Origin of the sequence: Mycobacterium sp. TY815 (assembly GCF_030755135.1) — a bacterium.
Taxonomy (GTDB): domain Bacteria; phylum Actinomycetota; class Actinomycetes; order Mycobacteriales; family Mycobacteriaceae; genus Mycobacterium.
The window spans coordinates 160,120-182,219 of the sequence record NZ_JAUFRX010000001.1; the positions used below are offsets into that span (position 1 = coordinate 160,120).

Here is a 22,100-nt window from a genome sequence, read left to right on the forward strand (position 1 = left end):
GCTCGCGGGCCTCAGGACACTGCTCGCGGGCCTCAGGACACTGCTCGCGGGCCTCAGGTACCGCTAGCGCGCCGCCGCCAACTGCGCCCTGCGGCGTTCGAGTAGCCGCAGCACCATCGGGGTGAAGATCAGCTGCATCGCCAGATCCATCTTGCCGCCCGGACACACGATGGTGTTCGGCCGCGACATGAACGAATCATGCAGCATGGCAAGCAGATAAGGAAAGTCGATGCCGTGCGGGTCGCGGAATCGGATGATCAGCATCGACTCGTCGGCGGTCGGTATGGATCGGGCGATGAACGGGTTCGAGGTGTCCACCACGGGCACCCGCTGGAAGTTGACATCGGTGTGGGAGAACTGGGTGCACATGTAGTTCACGTAGTCGGGCATCCGCCGCAGGATGGTATCGGTGACAGCCTCGGAGGTGTAGCCACGGGACACCTTGTCGCGGTGCAGCTTCTGGATCCACTCCAGGTTGATCACCGGAACCACGCCGATCCGCAGGTCGGCGTGCGCGGCGACGTTGACCTCATCGGTGACGATCGCGCCGTGCAGCCCCTCGTAGAACAGCATGTCGGTGTCCGCCGGGATCTCCTCCCACGGCGTGAACGTGCCCGGTTGCTGCCCGAACGGCTCGGCCTCTTTTTCGTCGTGGAGATAGCGGCGCACCTTTCCGGTTCCGGTTTCGCCGTAGGTCTTGAAGAGGTCTTGCAGCTCCTCGAACAGATTGGACTCCGGACCGAAGTGGCTGAAGGTGTGATCGCCGCGCGCGTGTGCATCGGCTATCGCGGCCTTCATCGCGACCCGGTCATACCGGTGGAAGCTGTCGCCCTCGACGAACGCCACGTTGATGTCTTCGCGGCGGAAGATCTGATCGAAAGTCCGCATCACTGAGGTTGTTCCGGCCCCCGAGGAGCCGGTGACGGAAATGATCGGGTGCAGACGTGACATGGTGATTACCCCTTACGATTCAGCCGGCCACGACGCGGTACAGGCCCCGCACGCCATACAGCGGTGAGCTGGAAGGCCGGACGTAGTCCTTGCGGTGGTACTCCTCGATCAGCTCGACCTCGTCGGCCGCTCCGAAGATCAGCGGCACCCGTTGGTGCAGTTCGGTCGGGACCACGTCCATCAGCCGCTTGCGGCCGGTGCTGGCCAGTCCGCCGGCCTGCTCAACCAGAAACGCGATGGGGCTGGCCTCGTAGAGCAACCGCAGGCGTCCCGGTTTGGCCGGGTCCTTGGCGTCGCGCGGATAGAGGAACACACCGCCGCGGGTCAAAATCCGATGCGTCTCCGCGACCAGCGATGCCACCCAGCGCATGTTGAAGTCCTTGCCACGCGGACCCGTCCGGCCGGCCAGGCATTCGTCGATATAACGCTGCACGGCGGGCTCCCAGAACCGCCGGTTGGATGCGTTGATCGCGAATTCCACAGCCGAGCGCGGAATCCGGATGTTGGCGCGGGTCAACACGAATTCACCGAGCGCCGGGTCGAGAGTGAACGCATGCACGCCGGTGCCCACCGTCAGCACGAGCATGGTCGACGGGCCGTAGATCGCATAGCCCGCGCACACCTGCTGCGAGCCGGGTTGCAGGAAGTCCTCGACGGCCGGGTCGGTGCCCGGCTCGGGAGCGCGCAGGATCGAAAAGATGCTGCCGACCGAGACATTCACGTCGATGTTGGAAGACCCGTCGAGCGGGTCGAAGATCAGCAAGTATTTCCCGCGCGGGTAGTGCGTCGGCAGCTGATAGGGTTCGGCCAGCTCTTCGGAGGCCATCCCGGCCACCTGCCCGCCCCATTCGGTGGCCCGCAGGAAGTAGTCGTTGGCCAGCACATCGAGTTTCTGCTGCACTTCGCCCTGCACGTTCACCACGTCGGCGGCACCCAGCACGCCACCGAGCTCGCCCTGCGCCACCCGGGTCGAAATGGCCTTGCAGGCCAGAGCGACATCGAGAATCAACGAGTTGAGGTCGCCGCTGGCATCGGGGTGACGACGCCGTTCCTCGATGAGGAACTTCACCAGCGTCGTGTGGCGGGTGAGCATGCGCGGATACCTCCAATGGGCAGCAGGAAACCTAGAGACATGCTCTGACCTGGGCGCCCACGGTCCATCCCCCTGTTGGGTGGTCCGGTGGGGGTATCCGCGCGTTTGGCCTGCCCCGGACGTCAGCCTCCCCTTACTGTCACGCCATGACCGTGCGCGCCCTGGTATACAGCAACGACAGCAGCCTGCGCCGCCATCTCATCGAATCGCTTTCTGATACAGACTTTCTCGCGTTCGTGTCGTGCCAGTCGGCGTTGCTGGCGCAGGTGCTCACCGGCGGCGTCGATCTGGTGATCCTCGACGGTGACGCCACACCGGCCGGCGGTGTGGATGTCGCCCGGCAGCTCAAGGACCGGGTCGCAGACTGCCCACCGATCCTGCTGGTGGTCGCCCGTGCGGCTGACGCCTGGTTGGCGCTGATGTCCAAGGCCGACGCGACCGTGGGACCCGGCCGTCGGCCGCTGGCGCTGGCCGCAGCCGTCAACCGGCTGACGTCAGGAGATCGAGGCGCAACGAGTCGCTGTCGGCGTGGATTCCGCTGAGGTCCGGGGCGACGAACGTCGGCCGCAGCTGGGGCGGCGCGGCCAGCGCCTCAGCTGCGGTCGTCACTCCGCTCAGCACCAACAGGCTGGGCAGCCCGGCGGAGTTGGCGCCGGCGATATCGGTGTCCAGCCGGTCACCGACCACCAACGGTCGGTGAAAGTCACCGCGCGACAGGGCGTCCCGAAAGATCGGGGGGTAGGGCTTACCGACGATACGCGGTGTGCAGTCGGTGGCGGCCCGCAGCGCTGCGATCATCGAGCCGTTCCCCGGGACCAGCCCGCGCTCGGACGGCAGCGTGACATCCGGGTTGGTTGCCACCCACGGTGTGCCCGCGCGGATCGCCAGCGCCGCTTCGGCGAGGTCCCCCCAACCGATGTCGGGGGAGAAGCCCTGCACCACCGCGACCGGATCGTCAGCCCACTGTCGCACCGGACGCAGGCCTACATCCCGCACCTCGGCGGCCAGTGCCTCCGAGCCGATGACCAGAACTGCTGAATCGCATGCCAATTCGGTGCTCAACAGCTGCGCCGCACATTGGCCACTGGTGATGACGTCACCCGGGTCGGCATCAAATCCCAACTCTCGCAGATGCTCTGCGACCGCCGTGGCACTGCGAGAGGCGTTGTTGGTCAAATACAAGGTACGAGAGGCAATCAGGGACAGCGCCTCGGCGGCACCGGCAATCGGTCGCGAGCCTCGGAACAGCGTGCCGTCGAGGTCGAGGAGCAGACAGTCATGCAGCGTTGCCAGCTCAGCCATTGATGTTCTCGTGTTGCTTCCAGTCGTGGTGCGCCGAGATGGCAGGCGCGCCCGGATGATTCGAGACCATACGGCGGGTCCGCGTCGGGGCAGACCCCCGAATGGGGGAACGGCCGGGGGCTCGATGACCTGAGCAGGTGCGTGAACTCGCATCGGCCATCGGGGGTTGCCGTGTGACGAGCTGCCACTCCCGAAGGACGTCTGCGCCATAACCGGGGTTTACCGGGGAGTGCGCAATCTACTCCGACAAGAGTTCCGGCCTCAGCAGCATGCGGGCCAGGGCGTCGGCCAGCCACTTCTCGTATTCGTCCGGTGACCGTCCCAAATCGACGGTAAACAGGGAAAACAGGTAGGGCGCCTGGATGGTGACCAGAATGTCGGCAGCGTCGTCTTTGGTGAGGCTCGGGCGTAGTGCCGGCCCAAGTTGCTCCACCCATGACGCACAGTCAGCGCGAATCTTGTGGGTCACCAGCGTGCGCAGTTCGTCCAGGCCCGCTTGCAACATCACCTGTATCAGCGGTGCCACCCGTTCGTGCAACTCCCGGACGAAGTGCGCGGCGGTCGCGAAGAACATGCGCTGCGGCTCGCTCGACATATCGGCGAGCAGCGGCGCTCGGTCAACCAACGATTCGGGCCCGTAATCACCCAGGACTGCGACGTCGATTGCCTTCGAGAGCACACCGGCCTTCGATCCGAATGCCGCGTAAACCGTTTGCGGTGAGACGCCTGCAGCTTGCGCGATCTGGTCGATCGACGTCGCGGCGAAACCCTTCTCGACGAAGAGAGCCGTCGCTGCCGTGACGATCCGGCGTTGACGAGCCTCGGCCTCGGCCTGCCGACGGCTGTTGTCATACGTTCGCCGCGATTCGCGTTCAGACGTTGACACCCGCATCTCACCTTCCATATAGTCAACTCTATTCAATGTAGTTGACTCTCTCTAAATCATACGACAAGAGGGTGAGCGCCATGCAATCCACGCGCGTACCACCGGTTCGGTTGGTGAAACTGGTCGACCGCCTGCGGCATAGCGTCTATTGCTTGCATCAGCGACTTGCTCCACCGCCTGTCGTGATGATGGAGCTGATTCTTGCGGGCTGGACCTCGCAGGCGATAGAAGCCGCCGCCGAATTGGGTATCGCAGACGCGCTCGCGGCGGGGCCGCTGCGGCCCGACGATCTTGCCGCAAAGGTCGGTGCGGACCCTGATGCGGTAAGCCGGCTTCTGCGGGCGCTGGAAGGGCGTGGCATATTTCGTCGGCTCCCAAGTGGCGCCTATGGCCTCACGCCTCTCGCGGACACGCTGCGGACAGACGCTTCGGGTTCGATGGCTGCGGCAGCGAAGTTCTACGGATCGCCGCAGCATCGCGAGCACTGGAGCATGCTTGCGGAGTCCATCAGAACCGGCAGGGCAAGCATTCCACGCCTTCGCGGCAAGGATTTCTTCGACTACCTCGGCGACGATCCCTACCTGGCAGAGCTTTTCAACGGTGCCATGACCAGTGTTTCGGGGTTGGCGGAGGGCCCCATGGTTGCCGCCTATGACTTCACCCCCTACCAAACGATCATGGATGTCGGCGGCGGACACGGCCGCTTGCTGGCCGCAATCCTGGCGGCAGCGCCGGCCGCTCGCGGTGTGCTGCTGGAAATCCCGGACGTTGCCGCCGGGGCGCTACCACTGTTGCGAACACTGGGCGTGGCAGAGCGGGTTCGCATCGAGTCGGGTTCGTTCTTCGACGCCATCCCCGCAGGGGCCGACCTCTACGTCCTGAAGAACATCATTCATGACTGGCCCGATGAGAAGGCCGAGGCTATCTTGCGCAACCTGCGTACCGCGTGCGGTGCGGACTGCACCGTGGTCCTGGTCGAACTCGTCATACCCGAGCACAACCGCGACTTCGTCGGCAAGTGGGCCGATCTCGAGATGCTCTTGGGTTTGGATGGCAGCCGCGAACGCAATGCGGAGGAGTACGGGACGTTGCTCGCGCGCGCTGGGTTCAGGATGACGCGGGTGATTCCGACCGCTTCGCCGTTCAGTCTCGTGGAAGCAAAGGCGTGCTGACAAACCGGGAGGCTGGAGTGGCCGCCGCCCAAGCTGACCGCAAGGTTGTTGCTTGGTCAGTCGTGGCCGCGCAGTTGACACGCTGCCTACCATCCCTCCCCGCAACGCAGTAGCAACTCGTAAGAAGGCGCGAGAAATGTTGCTGCGCAGTCATTTCCGGTGGAGGCGAGTCCAGGTTAGTCGAAGCGCCCTGGTGCGCGGTCACCGCGTCGAGCCTGCAAGTTTGCAGCGAAAAGGCGAGTAGGGGCCGCCCAATTTACAGGCTGGGCATCGGGCTCAGGCCAAAGTGACCTTGACCGACACCCGACCGCGGTCGTCGCGGTGTGCGATCGCATGACCTGTGCGGTTGGCGCCGTCGAAGTTGAGCAGGGTGAGCGGCGCGCCGTCGCCGAGAAAGTTGCGCCACCAGGATTTCGAGTCGGGGCCGGCCACTCCGATCAGCACGGTGCCGTCGGCGCGGCGGCGGTAACCCACCGGAAGCTCGATGGTCTTGCCGGAGCGGCGCCCGACATAGCGGATCACGACCAGACCACGGCGGACCAGGCCGCCCACCACGGGCGCGTCGATGAGCCTGACGGCCACCGCGTTCACCGTGCGGACGAAGGTCGAGTCGGACAGTCCGGGGGACATGGGGCCAGGCTAACCGGCGTTCCGCGGGTCGTCGACGACCCACGACCATGTCACCACCACCCCCCGCCCACGCGGCGATGGCATCTCGCTACATTCGGACGCAAAATCGATCGCAGTACGTCGCAGGAGGAATCTCATGAACGCGCAGGTCGAGCAGTTGGAATTCCAGGCAGAGGCCCGGCAACTGCTGGATTTGATGGTCCACTCGGTCTACTCCAACAAGGACTCGTTTCTGCGGGAGTTGATCTCCAACGCTTCTGACGCGCTGGACAAGCTGCGTATCGAAGCGCTTCGCAACAAAGAACTCGATGTGGACACCTCCGACCTGCACATCGAGCTCGAGACCGACAAAGGGGCCCGCACCCTCACCATCCGCGACAACGGCATCGGTATGACTCGTGCCGAGGTGGTGGATCTGATTGGGACGCTGGCCAAGTCGGGCACCGCAGAGCTGCGCAAGCAACTCCGCGAAGCCAAGACCGCCCAGGACGCTCAGGCGTCCGAGGAGCTGATCGGCCAGTTCGGCATCGGCTTCTACTCGTCGTTCATGGTGGCCGACAAGGTCGAACTGCTGACCCGCAAGGCCGGCGAGAGCGAAGCCACCAAGTGGGAATCCAGCGGCGAGGGCACCTACACCATCGAAGCCGTCGAGGGCGCCCCGCAGGGCACGTCGGTCACGCTGCATCTCAAGCCGGAGGACGCCGAGGACGAACTGCACGACTACACCTCGGAGTGGAAGCTCAAGAGCCTGGTCAAGCAGTATTCCGACTTCATCGCCTGGCCCATCCGCATGCAGGTGGAGCGGCGGACACCGGCTACCGAGGAAGGCGGCGAGGAGTCGGTCACCCTCGAGACCGAGACCCTCAACTCGATGAAGGCGCTGTGGGCCAGGCCCAAGGACGAGGTCTCTGACGAGGAGTACAAGGAGTTCTACAAGCACATCGCGCACGCCTGGGACGACCCGCTCGAAGTCATCTCGATGAAGGCGGAGGGCACCTTCGAATACCAGGCGTTGCTGTTCCTCCCGTCGCAGGCGCCGTTCGACCTGTTCAATCAGGACGCCAAGGTCGGGGTGCAGCTGTACGTCAAGCGCGTGTTCATCATGGCCGACTGCGAAGAGCTGATGCCGGTATACCTGCGCTTCGTCAAGGGTGTGGTGGACGCACAAGACCTGTCGCTCAACGTGTCTCGCGAGATCCTGCAGAAGGATCGGCAGATCAACGCGATTCGCCGCCGGCTGACCAAGAAGGTGCTGTCCACGATCAAGGAGATCCAGTCCGAACGGCCCGATGACTACCGCACCTTCTGGACCCAGTTCGGCAAGGTCCTCAAGGAGGGCCTCATGTCGGACTTCGACAACCAGGAGGCCCTGCTCTCCATTTCCTCGTTCGCTTCGACGCACAGCGAGGAGGAACCCACCACGCTCGCCCAGTACGTGGAGCGGATGAAGGAGGGGCAGACCCAGATCTTCTACGCCACCGGCGCATCACGTCAGCTGCTGGAGAAGTCGCCGCATCTGGAGGCGTTCAAGGCCAAGGGGTACGAGGTGCTCCTGCTCACCGACCCGGTCGACGAAGTCTGGGTGGGCGTGGTCAACGAGTTCGACGGCAAGCAATTGCAATCGGTGGCCAAGGGTGAAGTGGACCTGGACGCCGGCGAAGAGACCTCCGAAGCCGAGCGCGAAGAGCAGCAGAAGGAGTTCGCCGACCTGCTGACCTGGCTCAAGGAGACCCTGAGCGATCACGTCAAGGAAGTCCGGCTGTCCAGCCGTCTGACCGACTCGCCGGCCTGCCTGATCACCGACGCCTTCGGGATGACGCCGGCCCTGGCCCGCCTCTACCAGGCGTCCGGGCAGGATGTTCCCATCGGCAAGCGGACCCTGGAGCTCAATCCGCACCATCCGCTGGTCACCGGGCTGCGCCAGGCGCACGCGGAACGTCCCGACGACACCTCGGTCGCCGAAACCGCGGAACTGCTCTACGGCACCGCGCTGCTGGCCGAGGGCGGGGCGCTGCAGGACCCAGCGCGCTTTGCCGAGCTGCTGGCCGACCGGCTGACGCGCACCGTGTAGGTCCCCGGCGCTACCGCCCAGCTCGCCCAGCCGCCCGGCGCGACCGCCGCGAAACTGACGCCAAGCACACCCGCCGCGGCGCGTCGCGTGCGCAGGTTCAGTGTCGCTGTTCGGGTCAGGTAAGGGATCGGCGATTGAAAGCCGGCCGGAACGGATATTCGCATTTCATGACTGTGTTTCGGGCCATCGATCCGCAGGGCGTGATCGTCGCCACCAGGGATTTCGACAGTGCGGAGGATGCGCACCGGTGGTTTGCCGACACCATCGCCGGCCGCTACCAGCTGGGTTGGCGCATGGAGGTGTGCGACGACGGTCAGTGGGCTGGCTTCGACGACACCGGCGGCTTCACGGCTCCGTTGAGCCGCCGGCGCGTCACCAGCTGACTCAGAACGGCAGTTTCTCGCGCACCAGGTTGGTGAGGAAGCGCCCCGCCGACACGGGTTTGAACGCACGCGCCGCCTCGGTGAGTGCGTCGCGCGATTCGGTGGGAAGTTCGACCTCGGCGGCCGCCACATTGAACTCCAACTGCTCCACACTGGACGCGCCCGGTATGGCAACCACTCCCGGCAAACTGATCAGCCAGGCCAGAGCCACCTGCGCCGGCTTGGCGCCCACCTCGGCCGCCACATCGCGGAGCGTCTGCAGCAGTGGCTCGATGCGGCGCAGGTTTTCGGTCCCGAACAGGGGATTGACCGCGCGTACGCCACCGGGGCGGTTGTCGACGCCGTACTTGCCTCCCAGCAGACCCTGGGCCAGGGGACTGTACGCGATGACGATCCGGTTCTCTCGTTCAGCAAAGGGCACCATGTGGTCAAGGGCGCGCGGGTGTGCCAGCGAGAAGTGCACCTGATTGCTGATCACGGGGCGGCCCAGCGCCGCGTCAGCCTGCTGCCAGCGGGCGAGTGAATAGTTCGAGACACCGGCCGCGCCGATCTTGCCCTCGTCGAGCAGGTCACGCATGCCCGGCATGATCACCGTGTCCGGGACGACGGGATTGGGCTGATGGATCTGGTACAGCGGGATGCGGTCCAGCTGCAGTCGCCGCGCGCTGGCACGTTCGCGCTGCTTGATCACTGCCGGGAACGGCGCGACCGGAAAGATCTTGCTGGCCACGGCCACCTCGGCGCGTTCGTCGCCCAGCGCCTCGCCCAGGATCCGTTCGCTCTTGCCCAGGCCGTACACCTCGGCGGTGTCGAACAGGGTGACGCCGAGGGCGCGGGCGCGTTGCACGATGTCGCGTGCCCCACCGGAGGCGTAGGTGTCCCCGTATCCCCACTCGCGCGAGCCGAACTGCCACGTGCCGAGCCCGATCCGGCTGACCTGGCCGACTCCCTCGACCTGAATGTATTTCATGAGCCCACCGTATATCGGCGGTCGGCGGTGGCCGGCGCTCAGCCGTGATAAAACATCGGGCGGGGCCGCCTGACGAAGGGGAACGGCTGTGAGCCGAATATTCGGCAGTATCAACCAGCTTGGTTATGTGGTGCGCGATATCCAGGCCGCCATGGACCGGTGGATTCGGCACGGCGTCGGGCCGTGGTTCTACATCGAAACCGTAATGCCGGAGTACTTCCGTTACCGCGGGGCGGATTCCGACCTGAGAATGAGTGTGGCCCTGGCCAACTCGGGCGATATGCAGCTGGAACTGATCCAGCAACGGAACGACGCGCCGTCGATGTACAAAGACTTCCTCGACTCCGGCCGGGAGGGAGCCCAACACGTCGCGTACTGGACGACCGACTATCAGGCCCTCTACGACCGGGTTCTGACGGCCGGTTACACGGTGGGCCAGGAGGGCGACATCGGCGGGCGTTTCGCCTACCTGGACACCGAGCGCGAGCAGGGCACGGTCATCGAGATCAGTGACATCAGTGGGCCCAAAGGGCACCTGTTCGCCTACATCCGCGAGGTCGCCGCCGAATGGGATGGCGCAGAGCCGATCCGGGTGCTCGGATGAGTCCAGCCGGCGCGATGGGGAGGACGCAATGAAAGTTCACCATCTCAACTGCGGAACCATGAAAACGCCCGGTGCGCCGATGGTGTGCCACGTCCTGCTGATCGAAGCCGGCAATGCGCTGGTCCTGGTGGACACCGGCTTCGGCTCGCACGACTGCCGGGATCCCGGCCGCGTCGGGCCACTGCGCCATGTCATCAGACCGGTGTTACAGGAGAGCGAAACGGCACTGCACCAGATCGCACAACTCGGGTTCCAACAGTCCGATGTGCGGCATATCGTGTTAACCCACTTCGACTTTGGACCACATCGGTGGGCTTGCCGACTTTCCCGACGCGCACGTTCACGTGACCACGGCCGAGGCCCGCGGCGCCGTCCACGCTCCATCGCTGCGCGAACGCCTGCGGTACCGAAGCGTGCAGTGGGCACACGGGCCCAACCTGGTCGAGCATGATCCCGATGGCGAGTCCTGGCGTGGATTCGCCCGCGCCAAAGCGCTTTCCGAAATCAGCGACGGCGTCGTCCTGGTGCCGATGCCGGGTCATACCCGGGGCCACGCGGCGGTGGCCGTGTCAGCGGGGGAGAGATGGGTGTTGCATTGCGGGGACGCGTTCTACCATCACGGAGCGCTGGACCGGTCCGGTGTGCCGTTGATGCTGCGCACATACGAAGGCGCCTCCGCCTTCAACCGCGGGCAACTCCGGGAGAACCAGGCGCGGCTCGCGGAACTGTACGAGCGCGGCGAACGCGATCTAAAGATCGTGTGCGCACACGACCGGGGCCTGTTCGAGCAAGCCCGCGGTTGATTCAGCTGGTCGGCGGGGCCCGTGGGGCCCTGGCGGCAACGCCATGCTCCTAAAACGATAACCCCGTTCTCGTCGGAGGGTGGGGGTGTGTCATGCTCGGCGGCGGAGGTCGCTATGGCAAGAACAGTGGTAGTTGGAGCTTCGAGCGGGCTGGGGCGCTGCATCGGCATCGGCCTGGCGCGGCGCGGTGACCGGGTTGCGCTGCTCGCGCGGCGCCGCGAGCGCATTGACGCGGCCGCCCAGGACGCAGGACCGGACGCGTTCGCCGTCGAGTGCGACGTCACCGATCAGGAATCGGCCCGCTCCGCCATCGATGCCGCCGCCGAAGCGCTCGGGGGCATCGACAACCTTGTGTACTCGCCCGCGATCAGCCCGCTGGTACCGCTGGCCGAGACCGATGCCCAAACCTGGCGGCGCGTCTTCGACACCAATGTGATCGGGGCGTCGCTGACGACGGCGGCGGCCATTCCGCACTTGACGACGTCCGCGGGCAAGGTGATCTATCTATCGTCCGACGCCGGTACGTTCGGGCCGCCCTGGCCGGGCCTGGGAGCCTACGGCGTCAGTAAGGCGGCGCTGGAACGGCTGGTCGAGGCGTGGCGGGCCGAGCACCCGAACATCGGTTTCACCAATCTCATCGTCGGCGAGTGCGCGGGCGGGGAGGGTGATGCGCAGACCGGCATGAATGCCGGGTGGGACCGCGATTTGGCGATGCAGGCTTACCCGCTGTGGGTGGCGCGGGGCTGCATGCCGGGCAGGCTGATGCCCGTCGAGGACCTTGTCGAGGTGGTCCACACCATCCTGCGCACCAACGCATCGACGTCGATGCCGGTCGTGGTCGCCAGAGGCGCTCCCGCTGCCGGGGGAGCGGTGCTCGAATACGGGCAGCTGCCCTAACTCCCAGGACCGGTCACGAAGCAGCGGCCTCTGCTGGTGTCGAACAACACTTCGGCGACGGCGGATTTGTCGATTGCCGGGAACTCGAACCGGTGCACCTGCTGGCCGGCTTCTATTGCGGCGTCTTGAGATTCGGTGCTGCCGTCCTTTTTGCGGACCACCGCGGTGACCTTGTCGGGCGTCGACATGTTCTGCGGCTCCTGGAAGTACCAGACCTCGATGCCGGCGCCGGTCGAGCTGGCCTGCCAGCCGTCGGAGTAGAAGCACGCCGGGTTGCCGTCGGCGTCAGGCGGCGGGGGTGGGCAGATCGAAAGCCCGACGCAGTCCGGCGCACCAGTCGTGGAGGTGGTCGTCGTCGTGGATGGCTTGGTGACCGGGGCCGCGGAGGCTGCCGGCGTGGCCGGTTTTGCCGGGGTGCTGGACGAGGCCGGCGGTGAGGCATGCGGTGATCCGCACGCCGCCAACGTGATCAAGCCCGCCGCCAGCGGGGTCATGAACCGCCTTGCCTTCGACATCGATGTCCTTTCGCCACGGGTGCCCGGAACCCTAGGGCAGCCTAGGGAAGGCTCACCGGATCTGTCCCGGAAACGGCGCGGGTTGTCGCTCCAAGGTGGGCGTGGAGCCAGCCGGATATTCCAGCGGCTGCCACCGGTTACTAGGAGCTCAGATTCCTGGGATGAATGAAGATGCCCTCCGCCGATACCAGGACGCCGTCGGCGCCGCTGATCTGACCGACGGCGAAGGTCTTGACGCCCTCGACCCGGTCCACCCACGCGTCCGCCCGTAACGGCTGCAGCAGCGGGGTCCGCTGGTGATAGCGCAACGTCAACGTGCCGGTGTAGGCCGGCCGGCCGGGTCGGTGCGCGGTGGCTCCGAGTATGTGGTCGAGGATCATCGCCGAGACACCGCCGTGCACGTGCCCCATGGGACCCTCGAACGCGGCGCCGAGAGTGAATTCCGTCCACACCGATCCATCGCCCTCATGGTGGACCACCAGCGGGGGAGCCGACGGATTGCGAACGCCGACAACGACATTGCCCGACGCAATGCCCTGGCCGTCGTCGATTGCGCGTTGGCCGAACGTTCCGGGCATCAGTTCGGCGCTGAGTTCGGCTGTGACGCTGTCAATCTTGGCCGCCGCGGCGGCGATGACCTCGTGGTCCACTTCGGTGCGGATCGTCGCGTCGATCAACCGCCGCACCGATGCCGCCAGCGCCTCGTACACCGGCAACGAATCAGTCATCGACTCAAACGAATCCACCATGTCCGTCACCCTAGAGCAGCGCTCGATGTCCCAGTCAGCGGTCCGTCGTCAGCCACCATCGACCTGCGGGTTGTTAATCTTGGCGGCGTGAACGCGCCCAGCGACAAGGTGAAGTCGGCACTCGCCGCCACCAGCTGGGCCCTGCTCGGCATGATGTCCTACGAAGAGGAAGTCTCCGGCTACGACCTGAAGAAGTGGATCGACTGGAGCGTCGACCTCTACTACTGGAGTCCCTCGTACAGCCAGATCTACACCGAGCTCAAGAAATTGGAAAGCCTGGAGCTGGTGACGTCCCGGGTCGAGCGTGACGAAGGCACCCGCAGTCGCCGGCTCTACAAGATCACCGAGGCCGGCATGGCCGCCATCACCGACTGGACCAACAACGCGCCCCTGGATCCGCCGGTGCTCAAGCACAGCATGCTGCTGCGGATCACGTTCGGCCACCTCAGCAACCCGACCCGTCTCAAGGAATTGCTGCAGGAATACGTGGCCTACGTCGAAGCCCGGCACCGCAAAGCCGTCGAAGACGCCGAGGGCGCCGAAGCCGAGCCCGGCTGGGCGTACTCGGTGATCGCACTGCGTTGGGCAGCAAAGTATTACGCTGCTGAGCGCGAGTTTGCCCTGGAGCTGATGAAAGAGATCGACGAGACCGACGCGATCCTCGGCAAGGCCGGCAAAGGCAGTTTCGGCAAGCCGCGCCCCGCCCCGGGGTACTGGCGTGAGGTCGAGAAGCAGATCGAGGCCAAGCGGGCGGCCGACTAAGCCGCCGCGTCAAGCGCCGCGATGTAGCCGAACACCAGGCCCTGCGCGATGGTCGCGCCGGCGCCAGGGTAGGTACGGGCTCACCCGGGTAACGCTAGGCCCTGCGACAGGTCTGCGAAATGCGTCTCCTGGTCAGTGGAACAGCTGACCGCGCCGCCCGGCGCAGAAGCGTTCAATGGCCGGTATGGGGCTGCAATCCGACACCGGGGAGATTCGGTTCATCGAGGCACAGGCCGCGCCGGCCAGATTCGCCCGCGGCTGGCATTGCCTGGGCCTGATCCGCGATTTCGTCGATGGTAAACCGCACGTCGTCAACGCATTCGGCCAGAAGCTTGTCATATTTCGTACCGGGGACGGAAAGATCAACGTGCTCGACGGCTATTGCCGGCATATGGGTGGAGACCTGTCCAGGGGTGAGGTGAAGGGCGACGCGATCGCCTGCCCTTTCCACGACTGGCGTTGGGGCGGTGACGGCCGATGCAAGCAGGTGCCGTACGCCAAACGCGCGCCGCGGTTGGCCCGCACCGCAACGTGGACCACGCTCGAGCAGGACGGCATGCTGTTCGTCTGGAACGACCCCGAAGGCAACCCGCCACCACCGGAGGCCATGATTCCGCGCATCGAGGGTGCCACCAGCGACGAGTGGACCGACTGGCACTGGTACACCACCCTCGTCGGCAGCAACTGCCGCGAGATCATTGACAACGTCGTGGACATGGCGCACTTCTTCTACATCCACGGGTCGTTGCCCACCTACTTCAAGAACATCTTCGAGGGGCACGTCGCCACGCAGTACATGAACGGTGAGGGCCGGCCCGACATGGCCGGCGAGGGATCGAAGATGCTCGGCACCACATCCGTGGCCTCATACTTCGGCCCCTCCTTCATGGTCGACGACCTCACCTACCACTACACGGCCGGAGACCAGCAGACGATCCTGATCAACTGCCACTACCCGATCGACGCCAATTCCTTTGTGCTGCAATACGGCATCATCGTCAAGAAGTCCGAGAACCTGCCCGCCGAGGAGGCCGTGCGGGCCGCGACCAGGCTCGGCGACTACGTCAAGTTGGGCTTTGAGCAGGACGTCGAAATCTGGCGCCACAAGGCCCGGATCGACAATCCGCTGCTGGTGGAGGAGGACGGACCGGTCTACCAATTGCGGCGCTGGTATGAGCAGTTCTACGTCAACGCCGCCGACGTGCAGCCGGACATGGTGGACCGCTTCGAGTTCGAACTGGACACCAGCAGGCCCTACGAGACGTGGATGAAGCAGATCGAGGCGAACATTGCGGCGAGGGCGGACTCGATGTCATGAACCGCCCGGTGCGGACCGACAACCGGCTCGACGGTATGCCGATGGCACCGGTCGACTGCCTTCGATGCGGAGCGCATGTGTTGGCGCGCAAAGCGAGCTGGAACCAGACCAGCGTGCAATGGAACGCCGACGCTTCTGCCCGGTGTCTTGAGCGGCGGGATGCCGGGACCGCACACCACCAGTCGTTATTCCTGGCGTGTTCGGCGTTGCGTGATTCCATCGAGGCCGCCGTCGCCGCCGGGGACCTGGCCGTCGTTGACACCGATTAGGGTGGCTGGCGATGCGAATCGCGGTGACAGGCGGCACCGGTTATGTCGGTGCCCATATCGTCAATGCGCTGCTGGCCGCCGGCCACGGCGTTCAGCTGCTGGCCGAGCCGGGCTGGTCCAACGATCTGCTGTTGCATCGGCTGCAAACCGTCGGCGAGGTGGCGGTCGTGCGTGGCGATCTGCGTTCCCCGGACCTTCCCGAAGGCTTGCTGGACGGCTGCGACGCGGTGATCCACGGCGCCGGCGTGGTGGGTACCGACGACACCCACGAGCGATTGATGTGGGACATCAACGCGTATGCCAGCGAACGGATCATGCTGCGCGGCGTCGCACTCGGGTTGGACCCGGTGGTACTGGTGTCGAGCTACAGCGCGTTGTTCCCGCCGCCGGGTCCGGTGATCGGTCCGGATTCGCCCACCGCCCACGGCAGATCGGCCTATGCGCGGACCAAGTCCTATGCCGACCGGGTAGCGCGACGACTGCAGCGCGACGGAGCCCCGGTGGTGGTCACCTATCCGTCCAGTGTCGTCGGGCCGGCGATGTACACCGCGCCGGGCATCACCGAACAGGGTTGGCAGACCATCGTGCGGTTCGGGGTGGCGCCCAAGGTCGCGCACGCGGGGATGATGATGATCGATGTCCGCGACGTCGCCGACGTGCACGAACGGTTGATGCGGCCGGGGCGGGGGCCGAAGCGTTATCTGTGCGGCGGGCAGCTGCTGACGTTCGACGACATGATCGCGGCGATCGAGTGCGGCTGCCGACGGCGGATCCGCCGGATGCCGCTGAGCCCGGCCGCGTTTCGGTTGCTCGGCCGCGTGTCCGACCTCGCCGCGTCCGTCCTGCCGCTGGGTAGCGGGTTCAGTTACGAAGCGGCGCAGTTGATTACCGCAGCGATCCCGACCGATGACTCCGCGACACTGCGCGACCTCGGGCTGACCTGGCGATCGGCTCGCGAGGCGATCGTGGCGACGTTCGCGCAACCACTAGTCTGACCAGATGAGCGGTCGGGTTGCGGTGGTGACCGGCGCGAGCCGCGGTGCCGGACACGGCATCGCCGCCGCGTTGGCCGCCCGAGGCTGGCGGGTGTACGCGACCGGTCGCAGCATCTCCGACGCGCCACCGGGCGGTGTCGCAGCTCGGGTCGACCACGCCGACGACGACGCGGTCGGCCGGTTGTTCGAGCGGGTGCGGTCCGAGGAGGGCCGGCTGGATCTGCTGGTCAACAATGCCGCAGTCGTCTCCGATGAACTCGTCAGCCCAAAGCCGTTCTGGGAGAAGCCGCGTGCGCTGGCGGACGTGCTGGACGTCGGATTGCGGTCGTCCTATGTCGCGTCGTGGTACGCGGCGCCACTGCTGGTTGCCGGCGGGCGGGGCCTGGTCGCGTTCACGTCCTCGCCGGGATCGGTGTGCTACATGCACGGCCCGGCGTACGGGGCCCAGAAGGCCGGGGTCGACAAGATGGCCGCCGACATGGCCGTGGACTTCCGCGGCACCGGCGTTGCGACGGTGTCGATCTGGATGGGCATCCTGCTGACCGAGAAACTGCGCGCCGCGTTCGCCGGAAAGCCTGAGGCACTGACCAAGACCGCCGAGCATGCCGAAACACCGGAATTCACCGGCTATCTGCTCGATGCGGTGTTCGACGACCCGGAGTTGGCCGCGCTGAGCGGTCAGACGTTCATCGGCGCCGAGTTGGCCGAACGGTACGGCATTGTGGACGAGGGCGGTCGCCGCCCGCCGTCGCATCGGCACCTAGGTGCCCCGCGGGAGCCGAGCGCCGTCGTCATCCGGTGATCAGACCCCACAGCCCACCCGCACTGGCATACAAAGCCGAGTCCGTCACCTTCTCGTCCCAGTACCGCAGGGAACCGAACTCCGACCGCCAGGCCAGCGCGGCGCGAGTGTACTCGTGCAGCCGATGCTCCCGGGTGGTGCCGATCGCGCCGTGCACCTGATGGGCATTGCGCACCACCACCGACGTCGCGTGTCCCGTGCATGAACGTGCCACGGCAACAAGGAATTCCACATTGTCGGCCGACCAATCGCTGGTGACGGCGACGGCGAGCGCCGCTTCGGTGGCGGCCCGGGCGAGCGCCGCCTCCGCGGCGACATCGGAAACCAGATTCTGGACCGCCTGGAATTTCGCGAGTGGGCGGCCGAACTGGATCCGGGAGCTGACGTGCTCGATGCACAACTGCAGGATTCGGTCCAGCACGGCGCAGACCTGGATAGAGCGCACCAGACCCGATTTCAGCCGGAGCCGATTGACGACGGCCAGGGTGGTCGGTGACCCTTGCAGAGCGGCGAGGTCGGCACTCACCGCGTCGCGGGGTTCGCCGATCAGGTTGGTGCCCGGGGTGATGGTGAGCTCCCCGGCCGCGACGTCGGCGACGCGGAACCCGCCCTCGGCCCGCCAGGCGAGTACCACGCGGTCGGCCGTGGCCGCCCAGGGCACGTCGGTCGCATGACCCTGCTTGTCGAGCATGCACACGGTACGTACCGCATCGTCGACGGGTAGGCCACTGGCCTCCAGCAACCAGCACGCCAATAAATCATGCTCTGCCAACGGGATTCGCACTCCGTGGCGTGCAGCCGCGGCCAGCAGTTCGGCGGCTTCGAACCACCCGGCACCGCTGCCGCCGTGTTCTTCGGAGCCCGTCAGCCGCAGCAGGCCGAGCTCACGCAGGTGCGACCAGAGATCGGACGTGGGCGATTGCTTTTCGCGGTGGTCCGCGAAAACGGCGTCCATCATCTGGACGAGCTCAGGGTCGACGGCAGCACTCATCGCATGCCCAATCCGCGCGCCATCACTCCGCGCAGGACTTCGTTGGTGCCGCCGCGCAGGGTGAAACCGGGCCGCTGGTCAAGTGCAGTCCGAACCAGCGTGGTGAAGATGGCATCGGGGGAGTCGAGCGTGTCGGCGAATTCGGCGATGTCGCCCTCGGCGGTGGTGCCCAGGACCTTGACCACTGCGGCGGGCACGTCCGCGGCTTCGTGGCGTTCCAATGCGCCGGCCACCGCGGTGGACATGTGGTGCAGACCGGCGACCCGGGCGACCAGCCGGCCCAGGTTCGGGTCGCGGGGGACGGCGTTGGCTGCCATCCGGTCGGCGCAGGCCGTCAGCAGCACGAAGGTGGACAGAAAACGCTCTGGACCGCTGCGTTCGAAGGCCAGTTCCGACGTCACCTGTCGCCAGCCGTCGCCGACCTTCCCGAAGACCATGTCGTCCGGCACGAACGCTTCGTCGAAGATGACTTCGTTGAAGTGGTGGGCTCCGTTCATCGAGACGATCGGCCGGATCTCGATGCCTGGTCCGTGCAGGTCGACGAGGAACTGACTGAGCCCGTCGTGCCGGTGTTGCGGATCGACCGGTGCCGTGCGGGCCAGTGCGATGAAGGCGTGGGCCAGATGGGCGCCGGAGGTCCAGACCTTCGTGCCGGAAAGTGACCAGCCGCCGTCGACGCGCTCGGCCCGGGTGCGCACGCTGGCCAGGTCGGAGCCGGAATCGGGCTCGCTCATGCCGATCGCGAAGAAGCATTCGCCGCGGACGATCGGCGGGAGGAAGCGTTGCTTTTGGGTCTCGGTGCCGTACTTGAGCAGCGACGGCACGATCTGGCGGTCGGCGATCCAGTGTGCGGCGACCGGTGCTCCGGCGGCCAGCAACTCCTCGGTGACGACGAAGCGTTCCAGAAACGACCGTCCGTGCCCCCCGTACGCAACGGGCACCGTCATGCCGAGCCAACCCTGCGCCGCCAGCGCCGCGGTGAACTTCTCGTCCCACTGCGACAGCCACGCATCGACCGACGGCGTGAAGGCACCGGCGGCCAGTTGCTCGGCGATGAAGGTGCGCACCTCCGCACGCAGGGCGCCGGTCGCCTCATCTTCGATTCCCGCCGGCGGAACCAGCCTGGGCGCGGTCATCAGGTGGTCCGCCACTTGGCGATGCGCCGCTCGTGTTCGGGGTCGCGATGGGCCAGTGGCTGCATGGCCGCCGCCATACCCAGGGTCGACTCGAGCGAACCGGTGCGCGATTCCTGCAGCAGCCGCTTGGCCATCCGCAGTGCGTGTGAGGGATTCTTGGCGATGCGCTCGGCGAGCTCCTGCGCGGCCGGGAGGAGCTCATCGTGCGGTACCACCCGGCTGACCAGACCCCACTCGAGCGCGGTCGCGGCACCGATCCGGTCGCCGGTGAGGGTCATCTCGGCGGCGCGCTGGTAGCCGATGATGCGCTGCAGGAACCAGGTGCCGCCGTCGCCGGGGATAAGCCCGAGTTGTACGAAGCTCTCGGCGAAAGAGGCACGCTCGGAGGCGATTCGGATGTCGCACATCATCGCCAGGTCGCAGCCGGCGCCGATGGCGGCGCCGTTGACGGCCGCGATCAGCGGGACTTCGAGTCGCGCGAGTGCGCGCGGGATCCGCTGGATACCGTCGATGTAGGCGTACCGCTGGTCGAGGGCACTGAGGCCGAACATGCCGGCCTGGTCTGCCATCTCTTTCACGTTCCCGCCGGAGGAGAAGATCTTGCCCTCGCCGGTCAGGATGACGGCGTGGACGGCGGTGTCAGCGTTGGCGCTGTCGACCGCATCTTCGAACGCGGCGATGACGTCCTTGCCGGTGATCGCATTGCCCACGCTCGGCAGGTTGATCGTCCAGGTCTGGATCGGCCCGGTACCGCTGATCTCCAGAGGATTGCTCATGCAGGCCACTGTGTCATGGCGTCAAGCCGGTTCGTCGCCCGGGCGTGGCACGGCCAGAGGCGCTATGCCGAGCGTGCGCATAATGCCGTTGCGCTCGGCGTGCCGCCGGCATTTTATGCACGCTCGCGACCGAAGCTGTTGATATCAGGGGCGCGCGTCATCCGGCCGAGCCCGCCACCGCTGTCACATGTGCGCAAACTTGTTGGCGTGCTTCACGTGCGATATCCAGAACTGGGATGGACAGGAAGCCGTGGATCGCACCCTCGATGTACATCTGCGTCACCGAAACTCCGGCCGATTCTAGCGCCGTAGCGTAGGCGAGTGCCTCGTCGCGCAACGGGTCGTGGCCAGCGACGACCATGACGGCCGGCGGTAACCCGCGCAGATCGCCGTGGACGGGCGCGACATACGGGTGCACCCGATCGGCGACGCGCGGCACGTACTGGTCCCAATACCACTGCATGGCCGGCTTCGGGTTGTAGTAACCACGCCCGAACAGGCGGTAGGACTCGGTGTCGAAGTCGGCCGCGATGACGGGGTAAATCAGCAACTGTGCCGTCAGCTGGGGGCCGCCGCGATCGCGTGACATCAGCGCGGTCACCGCCGCGAGGTTCCCGCCCGCGCTGTCACCTCCGACCACGAGCCGGCCGCGGTCTCCGCCGAAGATCCCGCTTGCCGCCAAACCGGCAACCGCATACACATCCTCGGCCGCCGCCGGCCACGGATGTTCCGGCGCCAGCCGATATCCGACCGAAACCACAACGGCTGGAATCAAATTCGCGATACTGCGGCACAAACCGTCGTGGCTGTCCAGGTCGCAGAACACGAATCCGCCGCCGTGGGCATATACGAGCACGGGCAGGTCATCTCCGGCGGGGCGATAGATCCGCACCGGGATATCGCCACCGGGTCCGGGAACCAGCTCATCCAGGATCTCGGCGACCGGCTCCGGCTCGTCGGGCAGCACCAGCCGGGAACGGATGACCGCCCGCGCCTGCGCACCCGTCATCGTATGCACCGGGGGAAAGCCGGCATCCAGTGTGTCGAGCAGCTCGGCGACCTGTGGGTCGAGCTTCATACGTACTGCAATGCGGGGCGCAGCGGGCGCAGCGGCTGCAGCGTCGGTGCCACCGAGTCGCTCTCGACATTGCGCCAGATGCCCATCGCGGTCATGCGTACCGGTGCAGTCATCCGCTGGTCGAATCTCATGCGATTCATCGGACCGCACACCGACACGGCGGCGACGGCGTCGCCTGAGGCGCCGATCGGTGCTGCGACGCAACCGAATCCGAGCAGCGACTCTTCTCGCTCGAAGGCGACACCGTGCGCTCGAACCTTGGCCAGTTCAACGGCCAGCTGCGAACTGGTGCAGATCGAGTACCTGGTTCGGCGGACGTGCAGGTTGACCTCAGAAGTGTCGTCGCGGTAGGCGAGCATGGCCTTGCCGACTGCTGTGCAATGCGCGGGCTGGCGGCCACCGACGCGGGTGGGAAGTCCGTCGCAGATGCGGTCGCCGACCTTGTCCAGATACACGACGTCGGAGCCGTCGAGCACGGCGAGGTGCACGACAAGCCCAGTGGCGCGGTGCAATTCGCCCAAGAGCGGCTTCGCCGCGCGCACCAGGCGGTCTTGGTGGACGGCCAGCGATCCCAGCTCGACCAGGCGCATGCCGAGTTCGTAGTCGCGTCCGCTGCGGCGCAGCCACCGCAGTTGCACGAGCCGCTCCAGCATTCGGTGTGCGGAGGAACGCGGCAAGCCGGTGCGCCGCACGATCTGGGCGAGGGTAAGGCGTCCAGGTCCGTCGAAGGCATCGAGGACGAGAGAGATGCGGTCGATGACGGCGCTTGGGGTTGCGGTGTCGGCACTGGCTGACATGGGTCCTCCCGGAAGTAGTCATATTCCTATTAGGAATATGACTACTTGTATCATATCGGTGTGGCCCCTGTCACTCACCACTCTCGTCGAGAGGCAGCAAAGCACCCGTTTGGGCACACGAACGGGTGCTTTGCTGCCTGCTCGCGCAAG

Annotated in this window: 23 protein-coding genes and 2 pseudogenes; 12 read left to right on the forward strand and 13 right to left on the reverse strand. The window is 66.0% G+C overall.

Annotated elements, in window-relative coordinates:
* Positions 1 to 63 precede the first annotated feature (63 nt).
* Together QXK92_RS00640 and QXK92_RS00645 are read right to left on the reverse strand one after the other, a co-directional pair.
* Positions 64 to 951, reverse strand: coding sequence for a phosphoribulokinase (locus QXK92_RS00640; RefSeq protein ID WP_306239750.1), 888 nt, complete (start codon positions 949 to 951; stop codon positions 64 to 66).
* A gap of 19 nt (positions 952 to 970) precedes the next feature.
* Positions 971 to 2,044 carry a class 1 fructose-bisphosphatase gene (locus QXK92_RS00645; protein ID WP_306239751.1) on the reverse strand — a complete coding sequence of 358 codons (1,074 nt, stop codon included), beginning with the start codon at positions 2,042 to 2,044 and terminating at the stop codon, positions 971 to 973.
* 146 nt (positions 2,045 to 2,190) lie between these two features.
* Here QXK92_RS00645 and QXK92_RS00650 point away from each other — a divergent pair, with 146 nt between their 5' ends.
* The gene (locus QXK92_RS00650; protein ID WP_306239752.1) at positions 2,191 to 2,586 is read left to right on the forward strand and encodes a response regulator; all 396 of its coding nucleotides are present in this window, start codon (positions 2,191 to 2,193) and stop codon (positions 2,584 to 2,586) included.
* On the opposite strand, the pseudogene QXK92_RS00655 reads toward QXK92_RS00650, so the two are convergent.
* Positions 2,549 to 3,346: pseudogene (locus QXK92_RS00655) on the reverse strand (HAD-IIA family hydrolase); the annotation flags it as partial. The gene QXK92_RS00650 and the pseudogene QXK92_RS00655 overlap by 38 nt on opposite strands.
* Before the next feature lie 238 nt (positions 3,347 to 3,584).
* Entirely contained in the window at positions 3,585 to 4,238 is a 654-nt protein-coding gene (locus tag QXK92_RS00660; RefSeq protein ID WP_306244064.1) for a TetR/AcrR family transcriptional regulator, read from the reverse strand.
* A gap of 74 nt (positions 4,239 to 4,312) precedes the next feature.
* Here QXK92_RS00660 and QXK92_RS00665 point away from each other — a divergent pair, with 74 nt between their 5' ends.
* Positions 4,313 to 5,404: a methyltransferase gene (locus tag QXK92_RS00665; protein ID WP_306239753.1), complete on the forward strand. Its 1,092-nt coding sequence runs from the start codon at positions 4,313 to 4,315 to the stop codon at positions 5,402 to 5,404.
* A 276-nt stretch (positions 5,405 to 5,680) separates the two neighbouring features.
* Here QXK92_RS00665 and QXK92_RS00670 read toward each other — a convergent pair whose 3' ends face one another.
* Positions 5,681 to 6,034, reverse strand: a complete 354-nt coding sequence (locus QXK92_RS00670; protein ID WP_306239754.1) for a hypothetical protein — start codon at positions 6,032 to 6,034, stop codon at positions 5,681 to 5,683.
* Positions 6,035 to 6,170: 136 nt separating this feature from the next.
* Between QXK92_RS00670 and htpG the strand changes: the two genes are divergently transcribed.
* Both htpG and QXK92_RS00680 read left to right on the forward strand, forming a co-directional pair.
* Entirely contained in the window at positions 6,171 to 8,105 is a 1,935-nt protein-coding gene (gene htpG / locus QXK92_RS00675; protein ID WP_306239755.1) for a molecular chaperone HtpG, read from the forward strand.
* A gap of 167 nt (positions 8,106 to 8,272) precedes the next feature.
* Positions 8,273 to 8,488, forward strand: coding sequence for a hypothetical protein (locus tag QXK92_RS00680; protein ID WP_306239756.1), 216 nt, complete (start codon positions 8,273 to 8,275; stop codon positions 8,486 to 8,488).
* A gap of 1 nt (position 8,489) precedes the next feature.
* Here QXK92_RS00680 and QXK92_RS00685 read toward each other — a convergent pair whose 3' ends face one another.
* Positions 8,490 to 9,458: an aldo/keto reductase gene (locus tag QXK92_RS00685; protein WP_306239757.1), complete on the reverse strand. Its 969-nt coding sequence runs from the start codon at positions 9,456 to 9,458 to the stop codon at positions 8,490 to 8,492.
* A gap of 88 nt (positions 9,459 to 9,546) precedes the next feature.
* Between QXK92_RS00685 and QXK92_RS00690 the strand changes: the two genes are divergently transcribed.
* The 3 genes and pseudogenes from QXK92_RS00690 (at position 9,547) to QXK92_RS00700 (ending at position 11,762) form a co-directional block, all read left to right on the forward strand.
* A complete protein-coding gene (locus tag QXK92_RS00690) occupies positions 9,547 to 10,062 on the forward strand; it encodes a VOC family protein (RefSeq protein WP_306239758.1) in 516 nt (171 codons plus the stop codon).
* Between the two features lie 28 nt (positions 10,063 to 10,090).
* A pseudogene (locus QXK92_RS00695) lies at positions 10,091 to 10,865 on the forward strand (MBL fold metallo-hydrolase).
* Between the two features lie 126 nt (positions 10,866 to 10,991).
* Positions 10,992 to 11,762 carry an SDR family oxidoreductase gene (locus QXK92_RS00700; protein WP_306244065.1) on the forward strand — a complete coding sequence of 257 codons (771 nt, stop codon included), beginning with the start codon at positions 10,992 to 10,994 and terminating at the stop codon, positions 11,760 to 11,762.
* On the opposite strand, the gene QXK92_RS00705 is transcribed toward QXK92_RS00700, so the two are convergent.
* On the reverse strand, positions 11,759 to 12,277 hold the full coding sequence (locus QXK92_RS00705) for a hypothetical protein (protein ID WP_306239759.1): 519 nt from the start codon (positions 12,275 to 12,277) through the stop codon (positions 11,759 to 11,761). The genes QXK92_RS00700 and QXK92_RS00705 overlap by 4 nt on opposite strands.
* A gap of 140 nt (positions 12,278 to 12,417) precedes the next feature.
* Positions 12,418 to 13,026, reverse strand: coding sequence for a PaaI family thioesterase (locus tag QXK92_RS00710; RefSeq protein WP_306239760.1), 609 nt, complete (start codon positions 13,024 to 13,026; stop codon positions 12,418 to 12,420).
* A gap of 150 nt (positions 13,027 to 13,176) precedes the next feature.
* Between QXK92_RS00710 and QXK92_RS00715 the strand changes: the two genes are divergently transcribed.
* The 5 genes from QXK92_RS00715 (at position 13,177) to QXK92_RS00735 (ending at position 17,172) form a co-directional block, all read left to right on the forward strand.
* Positions 13,177 to 13,788: a PadR family transcriptional regulator gene (locus QXK92_RS00715; RefSeq protein WP_306244067.1), complete on the forward strand. Its 612-nt coding sequence runs from the start codon at positions 13,177 to 13,179 to the stop codon at positions 13,786 to 13,788.
* A gap of 184 nt (positions 13,789 to 13,972) precedes the next feature.
* Positions 13,973 to 15,106: a Rieske 2Fe-2S domain-containing protein gene (locus QXK92_RS00720; protein WP_306239761.1), complete on the forward strand. Its 1,134-nt coding sequence runs from the start codon at positions 13,973 to 13,975 to the stop codon at positions 15,104 to 15,106.
* Positions 15,103 to 15,375, forward strand: a complete 273-nt coding sequence (locus tag QXK92_RS00725) for a ferredoxin (RefSeq protein ID WP_306239762.1) — start codon at positions 15,103 to 15,105, stop codon at positions 15,373 to 15,375. The genes QXK92_RS00720 and QXK92_RS00725 overlap by 4 nt, the downstream gene beginning before the upstream one ends.
* An 11-nt stretch (positions 15,376 to 15,386) precedes the next feature.
* Entirely contained in the window at positions 15,387 to 16,370 is a 984-nt protein-coding gene (locus tag QXK92_RS00730) for an NAD-dependent epimerase/dehydratase family protein (protein ID WP_306239763.1), read from the forward strand.
* A gap of 4 nt (positions 16,371 to 16,374) precedes the next feature.
* Positions 16,375 to 17,172 carry an SDR family NAD(P)-dependent oxidoreductase gene (locus QXK92_RS00735; RefSeq protein WP_306239764.1) on the forward strand — a complete coding sequence of 266 codons (798 nt, stop codon included), beginning with the start codon at positions 16,375 to 16,377 and terminating at the stop codon, positions 17,170 to 17,172.
* Here QXK92_RS00735 and QXK92_RS00740 read toward each other — a convergent pair.
* The 5 genes from QXK92_RS00740 to QXK92_RS00760 form a co-directional block, all read right to left on the reverse strand.
* On the reverse strand, positions 17,162 to 18,163 hold the full coding sequence (locus tag QXK92_RS00740; protein WP_306239765.1) for an acyl-CoA dehydrogenase family protein: 1,002 nt from the start codon (positions 18,161 to 18,163) through the stop codon (positions 17,162 to 17,164). The genes QXK92_RS00735 and QXK92_RS00740 overlap by 11 nt on opposite strands.
* Positions 18,160 to 19,299 carry an acyl-CoA dehydrogenase family protein gene (locus tag QXK92_RS00745; protein ID WP_306239766.1) on the reverse strand — a complete coding sequence of 380 codons (1,140 nt, stop codon included), beginning with the start codon at positions 19,297 to 19,299 and terminating at the stop codon, positions 18,160 to 18,162. The genes QXK92_RS00740 and QXK92_RS00745 overlap by 4 nt, the downstream gene beginning before the upstream one ends.
* Complete coding sequence (locus tag QXK92_RS00750) at positions 19,299 to 20,075, reverse strand: crotonase/enoyl-CoA hydratase family protein (RefSeq protein ID WP_306239767.1); 777 nt, start codon at positions 20,073 to 20,075, stop codon at positions 19,299 to 19,301. Before QXK92_RS00750 ends, QXK92_RS00745 begins: the two co-directional genes overlap by 1 nt.
* A 157-nt stretch (positions 20,076 to 20,232) precedes the next feature.
* Positions 20,233 to 21,153 carry an alpha/beta hydrolase gene (locus QXK92_RS00755; RefSeq protein ID WP_306239768.1) on the reverse strand — a complete coding sequence of 307 codons (921 nt, stop codon included), beginning with the start codon at positions 21,151 to 21,153 and terminating at the stop codon, positions 20,233 to 20,235.
* Entirely contained in the window at positions 21,150 to 21,950 is an 801-nt protein-coding gene (locus QXK92_RS00760; RefSeq protein WP_306239769.1) for an IclR family transcriptional regulator, read from the reverse strand. Before QXK92_RS00760 ends, QXK92_RS00755 begins: the two co-directional genes overlap by 4 nt.
* Positions 21,951 to 22,100: the final 150 nt, after the last annotated feature.